We start from the raw sequence: 14,379 nt of genomic DNA, 5'->3' as shown, positions 1-14,379 counted from the left end.
GTGTTGCCTGTGTTGCCCGTCAGGCACGGCGCCCATGTTGCCCGTCAGGCACGGCGAACCGCGCACCGCTCAGCCGCCGTCCGCGAGACAGAGCGCAAGAAACTGCTCGACCACTCTCGACGGCGCGCTCGCATGCGGCACGAGGATCGAAAACCGGCGCGTCAGCGGCTCGGGGCTCAGCGACAACAGGCACAACGCACCGTTCTCATGTCGCATCGACATTGCCGAGACGAAGCCGATGCCCATCCCGGCCCGCACCGCCTCCTTCACGCCTTCGACACCGGCGATCTCCAGCGCCACGCGCATCGGCACACCGGCCCGCACGAACGCCCGCTCGACGATCTGCCGCACGCCCGACCCCGCCTCGCGCAACACCAGCGGATGCGCACCGAAGGCCGCCAGCTCCGCGCGGCGGCCGTCGCCTGCCTGCGCCAAAGGATGCGAGCGCGGCACGATCGCGACGATCTCGTCCTCGCGCCACGCATGCACCGCGGTGTCCGGCGGCAGATCGGCACCGACCGGCCCTTCGATCATCGCGATGTCCACCGAGCCGAGCGCGCCGACGATTTCCGCGGTGTTGCCATTCGCGGTATGCACGCTCACGTGCGGATAGCGGCGATGAAAGTCGGTCATCAGGTACGGCAGCAGATAGCTCGCCGGCGTGGTGCTGGCGCCGATCCGCAGCGTGCCCTGCTCGAGCCCGCGCAGCGCGTCGCGGTACGCGTGCGCCTGGCGCCAGATGTCGCGCAGCCGCGTCGCGTAGCTTGCGAGCTGCTCGCCAGCGGGCGTCAGACGTACGCCGCGACCGTCGCGCTGGTAAAGCGGCTCGCCGAACTCGTCCTGCAGCTGCCGCAGCTGGCCGGACACCGCCGGTTGCGACAAATGCAGCGCGACAGCCGCGCGGCTGATGTTGCGATGTTCGGCGACTGCGGCGAACGTTATAAGTTGGTCAGGGGTCATGACGGCATAAATATCAGTCGTTCCGATACTTCACATTCTAAATCACGATTTTTCATATCGATATATCTAAATTAGGATTAGACCCATCGAATCCAGTCAGTGACCAAGACACCGCACCATGTCCACCGCTCCGCTCACCGCCGCCTCCCCTGCCGGGTCGTCCACCCGCGGGCAACTCAACGGCATCCTGTTCGTCGCGCTGTTCGCCGCCGCCGTGACCCGCATTGCGGCGATTCCAGCGATCGCCGGTCTGGGTTTGAGCCCGCTGATCGTCGGCATCGTGGGCGGCGCCATCTACGGCAACGCGCTGCGCGACGGCATGCCCGCCAGCTGGGCCGCCGGCGTCAATTTTTCGGCGCGCAAGCTGCTGCGCATTGCGGTCGCATTCTTCGGATTGCGCGTGAGCCTGCAGGAAATCGCTCAGGTCGGTTTGCCCGGCCTCGCGGAATCGGTGCTGATCGTGGTCAGCACGCTCGTCATCGGTACCTGGGCCGGCATGAAAATCATGAAGCTCGACCGCGATACCGCCTTGCTGACGGCCGCCGGCAGCGCGATCTGCGGCGCCGCCGCCGTGCTCGCGTTCGAGTCGACGCTGCAGTCGAAACCGCACAAGAGCGCGATGGCCGTAGGCAGCGTGGTGCTGTTCGGCACGTTGTCGATGTTCCTCTATCCGGTGCTGTTCAACGCGGGCTGGCTGCATCTCGACACGATCGGCGCGGGCCTGTTTTTCGGCGGCACGATCCACGAGGTCGCGCAGGTGGTCGGCGCGGCCAGCAACGTGAGCCCGGAAGCGACGCACATCGCCACCATCGTCAAGATGACCCGCGTGATGCTGCTGGTACCGGTGCTGCTGGTGGTCGGCATGTGGGTGAACCGTTCGGCGCGCGCACACACCAACGGCGCGCAAGACGGCGCACAGCATACGGCGCCGCGCAAGCTGGCGATTCCATGGTTCGCGCTCGGCTTTCTCGCGTTCGTCGTGATCAACTCGCTGCACGTGCTGCCGCAAGCCGCGATCAGCACGCTCAATATGCTCGACACCTTCGCGCTGACCATGGCCATGACCGCGCTCGGCATCGAAACGCGCTTCGCGCAGATCCGTCAGGCCGGACCCCGGGCGCTGACCACCGGCCTGATCCTGTACGTGTGGCTGGTTGCCGGCGGACTGGGAATCACATGGGCTGTCCAGCACCTGCTCGGCTAGGCCGCTCCCGCCTTCACACCAACCCCGCCGCGTGCGGGGTTTTGCGCATTCGGGCGAACCATCCGGCGCGCGTGCACGGCATACTGGTTGCCGGCGTCACCTGCTCCTGCAACCCGCTCATGCAGCCTGCTCATACAGTGCCCCGAGCGACCGGAATGAGGATCGAACGATGAGCCTGGAACTGTACTACTGGGACGGCCTGCAAGGCCGCGGTGAATTCGTGCGGCTGGCGCTGGAAGAAGCGCGCGCCGACTACGTCGAGGTGGTGCGCGGCAAGTCGTCGGAAGGTCTCGGCACCGCCGCGATGATGGCGCTCATGAAAAGCCGCGACGAGCCGTATCCGCCGTTCGCGCCGCCGTTTCTGAAAGACGGCGATCTGGTGATCGCGCAGACCGCCAACATCCTGTTCTATCTCAGTCCGCGGCTCAATCTCGCGCCGTCGGTCGAGAGTCTGCGCTACGTTGCCAACGGCCTGCAACTGACCATCGCCGACATGGTGACCGAAGCGCACGACACGCACCATCCGCTCGCGAGCGGCCTGAACTACGAAGACCAGAAAGACGCGGCCAAGCTGCGCGCGCATGACTTCATCGACCACCGGATTCCGAAGTTCATGTCGTACTTCGAGCGCGTGCTGAAGCAGAATCCGGCCGGCGACACCTTCATGGTCGGCGATGCGTTGAGCTATGTCGACCTGTCGATGTTCCAGCTGATCGACGGCCTGCTGTACGCGTTTCCGCGTGCGCTGAAGCGTTTCGGCGAGCACTATCCGCGGCTCGCCGCCTTGCACGACGCGGTGCTCGTACGGCCGAACATCGCCGCGTACCTGGAGTCGGGGCGGCGCATCGAACATAACGAGGCCTGCGTCTTCCGGCACTATCCGGAACTCGACAAGGCCGCCACTTGAGCCGCGCCGCCTTGCCTCGCCCATCCGCAGTAACGCGCCCGCCTTCCGCTGCGGGCGCGTTGCTGTTACCGTGCGCGTGTTCGAACCCTCCCTCACGCCCCGTACCGCCGACGTGCTTTCATTCCTGCTGAAGCTGCGCACCCGCGCCCAACGCCTGTTCCGTCTCTCCGACGCCCACACGATGCTGGTCTGGTCGGTGGTGGTCGGCATCGCCGGCGCATTCGCGACGATCATTTTTCGCGAGGCCATCGCGCTGCTGCAGCTGGCGATGGGCGGCCGCTCGGGCAGCTTCGTCGAAATGGCGCGCAGCCTGCCGTGGACCGTGCGGGTCTGGTTGCCGGCCGCGGGCGGCCTGATCGCCGGCATGTTTCTGCTGATCGCGCAGCGTCACGCCGACAAACACATCCACACCGACTACATGGAAGCGGTCGCGATCGGCGACGGCGTGGTGCCGGTCAGGCTGAGCCTGTGGCGCAGTGTGTCGTCGCTGTTCACGATCGCGAGCGGCGGCTCGATCGGCCGCGAAGGACCGATGGTGCAAATGGCGGCGCTCGGCGCATCGCTGATCGGGCGCTGGGTGCATTTCGATCCGCCACGGCTGCGCCTGCTGGTCGCCTGCGGCGCGGCGGCCGGTATCACGTCCGCGTATAGCGCGCCGATCGCGGGCGCGTTCTTCGTCACCGAGATCGTGCTCGGCTCCATCGCGATGGAAAGCTTTGGCCCGGTGGTGGTCGCGGCGGTGGTCGCCAACATCACGATGCGCGAATTCGCCGGCTACAAACCGCCCTACGAAATGCCGGTGTTTCCGGCAGTGACGGGGCCGGAAGTGCTGCTGTTCGTCGCGCTCGGCGCGCTGTGCGGCGCGGCGGCGCCGCAGTTCCTGCGGCTGCTGGATGCCTCGAAGGCGGCCTTTCGCAAGCTGCCGGTGCCACTGCCCGTGCGGCTCGCGCTCGGCGGCTTCGTGGTCGGCATCATCTCGATCTGGGAGCCCAAGGTGTGGGGCAACGGTTACAGCGTCGTCAATTCGATCCTGCATTCGCCGTGGACGTGGGGCGCGCTCGTTGTCGTGCTGGTGTCCAAGCTCGCCGCGACGGCGGCCACCGCCGGCTCCGGCGCGGTCGGCGGGGTCTTTACGCCGACGCTCTTCGTCGGCGCGGCGGTCGGTTCGCTGTTCGGCCAGGGCATGCACGAGCTGTGGCCGCACGCGACGTCGGCGTCGTACGCGTATGCGATGGTCGGCATGGGCGCGTTTCTGGCCGGCGCCACCCAGGCGCCGCTGATGGCGATCCTGATGATCTTCGAGATGACGCTCAGCTATCAGGTCGTGCTGCCGCTGATGCTGTCGTGCGTGGTCGCGTATTTCATCGCACGCGCGATCGGCAAGACCTCGATGTACGAGATCACGCTGCGGCGCAATCGCGAGGAACAGGAGCGCGCACGGCTGCGCGGCACGCAGATGCGCGAGCTGATCCGGCCCGCCGAAACCGTCGTGCTGCCCAACGCGACCGTGCATGACATGACGCGCGTGTTCCTTGAATATCCGGTGAAGTATCTGTACGTCGCGAATGAATCCGGCGCGTTTCTCGGTGTGGTCGCGTTGAAGGACATCACGTCGGATCTGCTCGAGCGCCGCGATACGTCGACTCGCACCGCGGCCGATTACCTGCAGCGGCATTTCGACGTGCTCACGCCGGATATGTCGCTCGGCGACGCGTTGCAGCACTTCCTCGCGTTTCAGGGCGAGCGCCTGCCGGTGGTCGAAAGCGCCTCGCAGCCGAAGCTGGCCGGTGTGGTCTACAAGACCTCGCTGCTCGACGCCTATTTCCGCATGAATCCGACGCGTTAAGACACGCCTCGGCACACCTCGGCCCGCCTGGACCCGCCAGGCGCGCGCCCTGCTCGCCGCGGCGCGCTGCAAAGCGCGGCAAATTCTCTACAATGGGGAGATCGCTGCGGCAAAAAACCAGCAAAAAAATGCCGACAGCGCGCGTTACGTCAGCACGGGCGCATCGAGACGCCCGCCGTTCGATCGGAGCGAAGATGAGCGAACCTTCCCTCGATGCCGTGCGCCGCGATCAGGCCGGCTGGATTTTCCTGCACATCGAAGGCGAGCCCTACGATCGCGGCGAGCAGCACGGCCAGTTGCTCGCCACCGAAATCCGCAACGCGATCCACACCGCCCGCTATCTCGCGAAGTGGGATACCGGCGAAGAGTTCGAGACCTTCGTCGACGCGGCGGTCGCCCAGTTCGCGAGCAAGCTCGACACCGAATTCACCGATGAAATCCAGGGCATCGCCGACGGCGCGAAGCTGCCGTTCGCCGAAGTGCTGGCGTGGAACGGCTACATGGATCTGCTGCAAAGCTGGTGGCCGAGCCACGCGGCGCAGCAGCAACCGCAGCTCGGCCTGAAACCCTGGCGCGGCCGGCGTGGGCATCATTGCAGCGCGTTCATCGCGACCGGCAACGCGACGCGCGACGGCCGCATCGTGATGGCGCACAACTCGTGGGACCGCTATGCCGCCGGCGACGCGTTCAATGTCGTATTCGACATCGTGCCGGACCGGGGCAACCGCATCCTGATGCAGGGCTTGCCGGGCTGCATCTCCAGCCTCACCGATTTCTGGGTCACGGCGGCCGGGTTGATGGTGACGGAAACCACCATCTCCAACTTTGCTGGCTACAACACCGGGGGCGCGCCCGAGTTCTATCGCTCGCGACGCGCGTCGCAGTACGCGAACAGCATCGGCGAATGGTGCGAGATGTTTTCGTTCGCCAATAACGGCGGTTACGCGAACAGCTGGCTGCTCGGCGACACCAAGACCGGCGAGATTGCGCGCTACGAACTGGGGCTGCGCTATTCCGGCTTCGAGACCACCAAAGATGGTTTCTACAGCGGCTACAACACCGCGACCGATCTGAAGATTCGCAACCAGGAATGCATCGGCGAAGGCGAAGACTTTACGGACGTGCGCAAGAACGGCGCGCGACGTCTGCGCTTCATGCAGCTCGAAGAAACGCATCGTGGACGGATCGACGTCGAGCTGGCCAAGGAAATGATCGCCGACCATCACGACGTGTATCTCGACCGCGCCGACAATCCGTGCTCGCGCACCATCTGCGGCCATCTGGAGCTTGACGACGCGCGCTTCGGCGGCACCGACCATGGGCCGTTCAATCCGTGGGGCGCCAACGACGGCAAGGTGGTCGACAGCGAGATGGCGCGTGCGATGGCGTTCACTGCGCGCTGGGGGCATCCGTGCGGGCGGCCGTTCGATGCCCAGGCGTTCATGAAACGGCATCCGCAGTGGAACTGGCTGAACGGCTATATGCGCGATCGGCCGTCGTGGCCGTGGACGCGCTTCGAGGTACTGCGCTAGGGGCATCCGCCCGGTTCGCCGCGCCAATCATCCTGCGGCGCGCGACGGTCCGCGCAGCGGGTGCGCTGGAGTGGCCGTAGTCGTGCGATCATTTGGAATCGACAATACCGTTTTGTCGCAAATGTGCGCGCGTTGCAGTATTTGCCATCTAAGATGAAAGGTGCGCCGCATTGCGCACGCGCAGGTCGCATCGCAATGCCGCCTCCAGCTTGTGCCTTCCTTTCGACGCGGGACGGCACAGCATTTGCTCCATTGTCAGCGCCGCATGAGCTTAGGAGGTCGGGCGATGAAAACCTCGACACTGTTGACCATGGTGACGCTGTCCGCCTCGTGCTTTGCCGCGCCAGTTCACACCGCGCCGGACAGCACGAATGCCATTAGCCTTGCCGAGCGCGCCAATGCGGCTCCGGTTGCGCCACCCGCCCCCGATGTCGCCGCCCCGGACGATATCCGCCCGCAACGGTGGGAGCATATTGCACTGCCCAAATCGCGCCATCTCGAGCGCGGCTTGCACGCGCAGAACGAGCATTTGCAGACCTGAGCGCGGTCACGATCGCGCTCGATGGGTTGGCGGCGTGAAGGCCGGGTTTCGAGGTCTGGTTTCGAGGTCTGGTTTCGAGGTCTGGTTTCGAGGCCGGGTTTCGAGATCGGGTTTCGAGATCGGGTTTGGTGCAGGTTCAGAGCTGGGTTCTCGGGCCAACCCGGCGGTACATTGTGTGCGCGCCTGCGAGTATCCTTCCCCTCCAGCGTCAACAACCGGTCCCAGCGCCAATACAGGAGCATTGCATGACAGCCTCGGCTATTCCCGGCGAATCGATCGACTTGCAGATCGCCGACCTTCTGAGCGAAGTCCACTTTCCAACCAACAAGGACGCCCTCGTCGACGCCGCACGCGAAGCCGGCGCGAGCAATGAAGTGTTGGCGATGCTCGACGGCATGCCGGAGCAGGATTACGTCGACATCGACTCCGTCACGCGCCTGATCAGCGGCAACTACGGTCCGGGGCTGGGCGCATAAGCCCCTGGTGATCCGTTCCCGATCCGTTCTGGATCCGTTCTGATCCTTCAACGTTCGTCCCGAAGCTGCAAGCAAGGCCAAACGCGGCGCGCGTCGACGCGCCGCTGCTCAAAGCACTCAAACCGCCCAAGCCATCCCGACCACTCAACCCTGCGACGCCGCCACCATTCGCGTGCGCGACGCCTTCGACAGGCGCCGCGCCATGCTGGGCGAGAATGCGGACACCCTCGGTTCATCCGCCTCGCACGACGCGTCGCCGACCGCGCTCGCCGGCGTCACGTTCCGCGTATCTCCGGCCTGCTGGCCGCTCTGCTCGAAATGCTCGACAAGGTGATCGATAAAAGTACGCACCTTGGCCGGCAAGTGAAGGCGGCTCGGATACGCGATCGTGATCTCGATCTGCGGTAACCGGTAATCGCCGAGCAACGGCACGAGCCTGCCGGACGCCAGATCCCGGCCGATCAGATAGCTCGGCAGGATCGCCACACCCATACCTAGCAGTGCGAATTGCCGGAGCATCTCGGTATTGTTCGCGGCGACCGCATTGACCGGCCGCACCCGCACGTCGCCGTCCGGTCCGCTGAACACCCGCTCCTCGCCGCCCTGTTCGGACGGTCGGCTCAGACACGGATGCTCCAGCAGATGCTCGGGACGCGTCGGCGTGCCGTGTTGCGCCAGATACGCGGGCGTCGCGCAGACGGTCAGGTGGCCGGTCATCAGGCGTCGCGTGACGATGCTCGCACTGCGCATGTGCCGCGCGATGAGAATGCCGACGTCGAAGCCCTCTTCGACCAGATCGACCTGGCGATCCGCGAGCGTGACATCCGGCACCACGTCCGGATAGCGCGCCGCGTACGACTGCACCACCGGCGCGAGGCTATGCAGCCCGAACACCACCGGTGCGACGATCCGCAAGGTGCCGACCGGTTCGTGATTGCGGGCCACGACCATCTGCTCGACGCCTTCGAGGTCGTCGAGAATGTGGCGCACCCGCTCCAGATAAGTTGCGCCGGATTCGGTCAGCGACAGACGGCGGGTGGTGCGATTGAGCAGACGCGTGCCGAGCCGCGCTTCCAGATCGGCGACGTGCCGCGTCACCACTGCGGAGGAAAGATCCAACGCGTTCGCCGCGCCGACGAAACTGCCGAGGTCCGCCACCTTGACGAACACGCGCATCGACTGCAGTTGATTCATGGGACGACTCCTGCCTCGGTGAAGCCGGGCCGGCGCAACCTTTGCCGCCTATGTCGACCCGCGCGGCAAGGCGCGCACGGGTTTGCCCAACGAATCGATTGTATCGACCCGACCCTGTCCCAACGCTGACCTGAACATGACATTCCGGACAGATTGGCGAGGCGCCTGTGACAGGCGTCGCGATGCCTGCCCCGGATTCTGACTAGGTATAAACCCTAGTATGCTGGTAATATAGCGGCCGAAAGGAAATCAACCGCTATGACCCAACGTTTTCAACTCTTCGAAAAAATCGCGTTTTCGCTGGTCTGCTGGTCCGCCGCAGCCTGTTCGGCGTTCATCGCCTATGAACGCTGCCCGGATATCAAGGTCGTCCTGCATGCCGGCGAACAGATCGTGCTCGACAGCGGACAGTACTCATTCGCCTGCGCGGCGCCGGCCGTCAACATTTGCGAGCAGTTGCCGATCAACTGATGCAGCGCATCAGCTCTACACGCCATACGTTGCGTTGCGCAGCGCCGCTCTCCAGTGGCGCCTTTTGCTCGGCACGGCTCAAGTAGCGGCCCAGCCTGAACCAACCGCCCCCGCTCGCGTTTTCGTGCGCGCCCCCTGCCGATCACGCCTCCCGCCCGAACACCACGCGCGAGAAAAATCCCGCCAGCACGGTCTCCGCCATCTCCGTCGGCACATTCTGCGGGTCGACCGTGTAGAAGAACTGCACGCCGTCGCACAAGCCCATCAAACCGAGTGCCAGTTGCTCGGGCGGCATCAACACCGGCGTGCCGACGCGCGTCGAAAACTCGCGGATATACGCGCCCAACTGTTCGAGCTTCTCGTGCATGAACGCGTTAAAGCGCAACCGGAAGCGGCCGTCGCGTACCGCGAGCAGTTTCGCCTCGACCCACAGCAGAAAGCATTTGTTCTCGCGATGCAGCATGCTGTAGTAATGCAGCACGCGCGCTTCCATCTCCTCGCGCCCCGCCGCACTTTCGAAGATGGCCTGCAAGCCCGCCTGCATCGCTTCGTGATCGCGCCGCAATAGCTCCAGGAACAGTTCACTCTTGCTGCGGAAGTTCGAATAGAACGCGCCGCGCGTATAACCTGCCGCCGCGGCGATGTCTTCGACACTCGCCGCGACAAAGCCCTTTTTCATAAAAATCGCTTGCGCAGCGTCCAGCAGACGCTCGCGCGTCTGGTCCTTGCTTTGTTCGCGGGTGAGTCGTTGACGTTTCATGGGCGCAAGTCTAGCACCGAAAAGAATTCCAATTCATATTCCCATTCAAATACATGTATGTATTAGAATGCATTTCGTCATTCCAAGTCAGATGCGTATGCCAATTGCATGAACGGCCTGCGCGTCTTTGCTGGCGGGCCGCTGCGGCTTGCCGTGTTGGTTCGCTGTCTCTAGTTGGGGTAATTGTGAAGCGTCCCGGTCCTCCCGCATCGTCAGCGATGCGCTGGCCATCGCACCGGCAGGTGCGCCGCGCAGCTTGTGCCGTTGCGCTGGCCGGCGTCGTCGCGCTGAGCGCGTGCTCGAAGAAAGAAGTGGCGGCGCCCGCGCCGCGCCCTGTGGTCGCGGTCGCGGTGCACGCGGACGGCCAGGCGATGCCGGCCGCGTCGTTGCCCGGCGAAGTGCAGGCGCGTTATGCCACGCCGCTGTCGTTTCGCGTGAGCGGCAAGATCATCGAGCGGCGCGTGCGCCTGGGCGACGTCGTGAAGAGCGGGCAGATCGTCGCCCTGCTCGACCCGGCCGATGCGCAGAAGAGCGCCGCGAGCGCGCAGGCGCAACTCGAGGCGGCGCAGCACGGCCTCCTCTACGCGAAGCAACAACTCGATCGCGACCAGGCGCAGGCGAAAGAAAACCTGATCGCGCCCGCCCAGCTCGAACAGAGCACCAACGCCTATGCGTCCGCGCTCGCGCGGCGCGACCAGGCGGCGCAACAGGCGGCCTTGTCGAAGAACCAGTTGCAATACACCACGCTGGTCGCCGGCCATGCTGGCGTGATCACTGCGGAACAGGCCGACACCGGCCAGAACGTGTCCGCGGGTCAGCCCGTCTACAACCTCGCGTGGAGCGGCGACACCGACGTGCTCTGCGATGTGCCGGAAAGCGCGCTCGCCGCGTTCGCCGTCGGGCAACCCGCCAGCGTCACGCTCGCCGCGCTGCCGGGGCGCAGGTTCACCGCACGCGTGCGCGAGCTGTCGCCCACCGCCGACCCGCAAAGCCGCACCTGGCGCGCTCGACTCACACTGAACGAGCCCGGCCCCGACGTGCGTCTGGGCATGACCGCCGATGTCACATCCGGCGCGGCGTGGTCGTCCAATGGCGCGGCGAATCAGAATGCTGCGTTCATCTTGCCCGTTACCGCGTTGTTCCATGAAGGCCGGCAGCCGGCCGTGTGGGTCGTGCGCGCCGCTGACGACACGCTGGAATTGCGCCGCGTCACGGTCACGCGCTACAACGAGCGCACCATCGTGATCGGCGCGGGACTCAAGGACGGCGAGCGCGTCGTGCTGCAAGGCGTGCATACCGCGAGCGCCGGCGAGAAGGTCCGCGCGATCGCGCCGCTGCATCCCGAGGACTTCGCTTCATGAGCACTGCGCAAGAGGAAGGACGCTTCAACCTGTCCGCGTGGGCGTTGCGCCACCAGGCGCTGGTCGTATTCCTGATTGCGCTCGCCACCGCGTTCGGCATCCTCGCCTATACACGGCTCGCGCAATCCGAAGACCCGCCGTTCACGTTCCGCGTGATGGTGATCCGCACCTTCTGGCCCGGCGCGACCGCGCGGCAGGTGCAGGAACAGGTCACGGATCGCATCGGCCGCAAGTTGCAGGAAACGCCCGCCATCGATTTCCTGCGCAGCTATTCGCGCCCCGGCGAGTCGCTGATGTTCTTCACGATGAAAGACTCGGCGCCCGTGAAGGACGTGCCCGAGACCTGGTATCAGGTGCGCAAGAAAGTCGGCGATATCGCGGCAACCTTGCCGCCGGGCATTCAAGGCCCGTTCTTCAACGACGAATTCGGCGACGTCTACACCAACATCTACACGCTCGAAGGCGACGGCTTCTCGGCCGCGCAACTGCACGATTACGCGGACGAGCTGCGCACCGTGCTGCTGCGCGTGCCCGGCGTCGGCAAGGTCGATTACTTCGGCGATCCGGATCAGCACGTCTACATCGAGATCGCCAACACCCAACTCACGCGTCTGGGCATTTCGCCCCAGCAACTCGCCCAGGCGATCAATTCACAGAACAGCATCGCGCCGTCGGGAACCTTGACCACCACCGACGATCGCGTGTTCGTGCGCCCCACCGGCCAGTTCAACGACGTCAATGCGCTCGCCGACACGCTGATCCGTATCAACAGCCGCACGTTCCGTCTCGGCGACATCGCGACGATCAAACGCGGCTACGACGATCCGGTCGTCACGCAAATGCGCTTTGGCGGCCAGGCCGTGCTCGGCATCGGCGTGACGATGCAGCCGGGCGGCGACGTGATCCGCCTCGGCAAGGCGCTTGATCAGGAAACCGCGCGGCTGCGCCAAATGCTGCCCGCCGGCCTGCAACTGGTCGAAGTATCGAGCATGCCGCACGCGGTCGCGCGCTCGGTCGACGACTTTCTCGAAGCCGTCGCCGAAGCCGTCGGGATCGTGCTGGTGGTCAGCCTCGTGTCGCTCGGCGTGCGCACCGGCATGGTGGTGGTGATCTCGATCCCGGTGGTGCTCGCCGTCACCGCGCTGTGCATGTATCTGTTCGACATCGGCCTGCACAAGGTGTCGCTCGGCACGCTGGTGCTCGCGCTGGGGCTGCTCGTCGACGACGCGATCATCGCGGTCGAGATGATGTCGGTGAAGCTGGAGCAAGGCTGGAACCGCACCCGCGCAGCGGCCTTTGCGTACACCAGCACCGCGTTTCCGATGCTGACCGGCACGCTCGTGACCGTCGCGGGTTTCCTGCCGATCGCGTTGGCCCGATCGAGCACCGGCGAATACACGCGCTCCATCTTCGAGGTGTCGGCGATCGCGCTGATCGCATCGTGGCTCGCGGCCGTCGTGCTGATTCCGCTGCTCGGTTATCACATGCTGCCCGAGCGCAAACGTGAAGCGCACGAAGCGGAAGACCACGAACACGACATTTACGACACCCGCTTCTATACCCGTTTGCGCGGCTGGATCGGCTGGTGCATCGAGCGGCGCTTCGTCGTACTGGCGATCACCGTCGTGCTGTTCGTGCTGGCGCTGGCCGGCTTCACCCTGGTGCCGCAGCAGTTCTTCCCGAGTTCGGACCGTCCCGAGTTGCTGGTGGACGTGCGTCTGCCGGAAGGCGCTTCGTTCGATGCCACGTTGCGCCAGGCCCAGCGGCTCGAAAAGGCGCTGGCAGGCCGCCCGGAAATCGACCATTCGGTGAGCTTCGTCGGTACGGGCGCACCGCGTTTCTATCTGCCGCTCGATCAGCAATTGCAGCAGCCCAATTTCGCGCAGTTCGTGATCACGGCGAAGTCGGTGAAGGATCGCGAAAAGCTCGCGCAGTGGCTCGAACCGGAATTGCGCAACAACTTCCCGGCGATCCGCACGCGCCTGTCGCGCCTCGAGAACGGACCGCCGGTCGGCTATCCGGTGCAGTTCCGCGTGAGCGGCGACGACATCGCGACCGTGCGCTCGATCGCCGAACGCGTTGCCGCCACCATGCGCGCGGACCGCGGCACCAGCAACGTGCAGTTCGACTGGGACGAACCCGCCGAGCGCTCGGTGCGCTTCGAAATCGACCAGAAGCGCGCCCGCGAACTCGGCGTGAGCTCCGAAGACGTTTCGAGCTTCCTCGCGATGACGCTGTCTGGCTACACAGTCACCCAGTACCGCGAACGCGACAAACTGATCAGCGTCGACCTGCGCGCGCCGCGCGCCGAACGCGTCGATCCTTCGCAGCTCATCGCGCTGGCCATGCCCACGCCGAATGGCCCGGTGCCGCTCGGCACGCTCGGCCATCTGCGCAACGACCTCGAGTACGGCGTGATCTGGGAGCGCGACCGTCAGCCGACCATCACCGTGCAGTCCGACGTCGCGCGAGGTGCACAAGGCATCGACGTCACACATGCGGTCGACCGCGCATTGCGCCCGATTCGCGCGACGCTGCCGGTCGGCTACCGGATCGAAGTGGGCGGCTCGGTCGAGGAAAGCGCAAAGGGCCAAACTTCGATCAATGCACAGATTCCGATCATGGTGATCGCCGTGCTGACGTTGCTGATGGTCCAGTTGCAGAGCTTTGCGCGCGTGCTGATGGTCGTGCTCACCGCACCGCTCGGGCTGATCGGCGTGGTCCTCACGCTGCTGCTGTTCGGCCAGCCGTTCGGCTTCGTCGCGATGCTCGGCGTGATCGCGATGTTCGGCATCATCATGCGCAACTCGGTGATTCTCGTCGATCAGATCGAGCAGGATATCGCGTCGGGGTACAAGCGTTTTGACGCGATCGTCGGCGCGACCGTGCGGCGCTTCCGGCCGATCACGTTGACCGCGGCGGCCGCCGTGCTCGCGCTGATTCCGCTGTTGCGCTCGAACTTCTTCGGCCCGATGGCGACCGCGCTGATGGGCGGCATCACGAGCGCGACCATCCTCACGCTGTTCTATCTGCCGGCGTTGTACGCCGCGTCGTTCAGGGTGCGTGGCGACGAACGCGAACCGCAGACGCCGTCCGCGCCCGGCGCGACGTACACGGGGAATTGAGC

Annotated in this window: 12 protein-coding genes; 9 read left to right on the top strand and 3 right to left on the bottom strand. The window is 65.2% G+C overall.

What is annotated here, in order from left to right:
- Window positions 1–69 precede the first annotated feature (69 nt).
- The gene (locus BN2475_RS09640) at window positions 70–960 is read right to left on the bottom strand and encodes a LysR family transcriptional regulator (protein ID WP_094779302.1); all 891 of its coding nucleotides are present in this window, start codon (window positions 958–960) and stop codon (window positions 70–72) included.
- Window positions 961–1,078: 118 nt separating this feature from the next.
- On the opposite strand from BN2475_RS09640, the gene BN2475_RS09635 reads away from it, so the two are divergent.
- From BN2475_RS09635 to BN2475_RS09610, 6 genes are all read left to right on the top strand, one after another.
- Entirely contained in the window at window positions 1,079–2,164 is a 1,086-nt protein-coding gene (locus BN2475_RS09635; RefSeq protein WP_094779301.1) for a YeiH family protein, read from the top strand.
- A 169-nt stretch (window positions 2,165–2,333) separates the two neighbouring features.
- A complete protein-coding gene (locus BN2475_RS09630) occupies window positions 2,334–3,071 on the top strand; it encodes a glutathione S-transferase (protein WP_094779300.1) in 738 nt (245 codons plus the stop codon).
- Between the two features lie 112 nt (window positions 3,072–3,183).
- Entirely contained in the window at window positions 3,184–4,917 is a 1,734-nt protein-coding gene (locus tag BN2475_RS09625) for a ClcB-like voltage-gated chloride channel protein (RefSeq protein ID WP_094779470.1), read from the top strand.
- A 194-nt stretch (window positions 4,918–5,111) separates the two neighbouring features.
- On the top strand, window positions 5,112–6,449 hold the full coding sequence (locus BN2475_RS09620) for a C45 family autoproteolytic acyltransferase/hydrolase (protein WP_094779299.1): 1,338 nt from the start codon (window positions 5,112–5,114) through the stop codon (window positions 6,447–6,449).
- A gap of 286 nt (window positions 6,450–6,735) precedes the next feature.
- The gene (locus BN2475_RS09615; RefSeq protein WP_094779298.1) at window positions 6,736–6,990 is read left to right on the top strand and encodes a hypothetical protein; all 255 of its coding nucleotides are present in this window, start codon (window positions 6,736–6,738) and stop codon (window positions 6,988–6,990) included.
- 245 nt (window positions 6,991–7,235) lie between these two features.
- On the top strand, window positions 7,236–7,466 hold the full coding sequence (locus tag BN2475_RS09610) for a DUF2795 domain-containing protein (protein WP_094779297.1): 231 nt from the start codon (window positions 7,236–7,238) through the stop codon (window positions 7,464–7,466).
- A 144-nt stretch (window positions 7,467–7,610) separates the two neighbouring features.
- Here the strand turns inward: BN2475_RS09610 and BN2475_RS09605 are convergent, their stop codons facing one another.
- Window positions 7,611–8,660, bottom strand: coding sequence for a LysR family transcriptional regulator (locus BN2475_RS09605; RefSeq protein WP_094779296.1), 1,050 nt, complete (start codon window positions 8,658–8,660; stop codon window positions 7,611–7,613).
- A 258-nt stretch (window positions 8,661–8,918) separates the two neighbouring features.
- Between BN2475_RS09605 and BN2475_RS09600 the strand changes: the two genes are divergently transcribed.
- Window positions 8,919–9,131 (top strand): hypothetical protein, encoded by a 213-nt coding sequence (locus tag BN2475_RS09600; protein WP_094779295.1) that lies wholly within the window; start codon window positions 8,919–8,921, stop codon window positions 9,129–9,131.
- 142 nt (window positions 9,132–9,273) lie between these two features.
- Here BN2475_RS09600 and BN2475_RS09595 read toward each other — a convergent pair whose 3' ends face one another.
- Window positions 9,274–9,891: a TetR/AcrR family transcriptional regulator gene (locus tag BN2475_RS09595; RefSeq protein ID WP_094779294.1), complete on the bottom strand. Its 618-nt coding sequence runs from the start codon at window positions 9,889–9,891 to the stop codon at window positions 9,274–9,276.
- Between the two features lie 218 nt (window positions 9,892–10,109).
- Between BN2475_RS09595 and BN2475_RS09590 the strand changes: the two genes are divergently transcribed.
- A complete protein-coding gene (locus tag BN2475_RS09590) occupies window positions 10,110–11,252 on the top strand; it encodes an efflux RND transporter periplasmic adaptor subunit (protein WP_094779293.1) in 1,143 nt (380 codons plus the stop codon).
- Window positions 11,249–14,377 (top strand): efflux RND transporter permease subunit, encoded by a 3,129-nt coding sequence (locus tag BN2475_RS09585; RefSeq protein ID WP_094779292.1) that lies wholly within the window; start codon window positions 11,249–11,251, stop codon window positions 14,375–14,377. The genes BN2475_RS09590 and BN2475_RS09585 overlap by 4 nt, the downstream gene beginning before the upstream one ends.
- Window positions 14,378–14,379 lie beyond the last annotated feature (2 nt).

Source organism: Paraburkholderia ribeironis, from assembly GCF_900019265.1.
Taxonomy (GTDB): domain Bacteria; phylum Pseudomonadota; class Gammaproteobacteria; order Burkholderiales; family Burkholderiaceae; genus Paraburkholderia; species Paraburkholderia ribeironis.
Note: the sequence above shows the minus strand (reverse complement) of the source record. Positions and strands in the feature narration are given on the sequence as shown.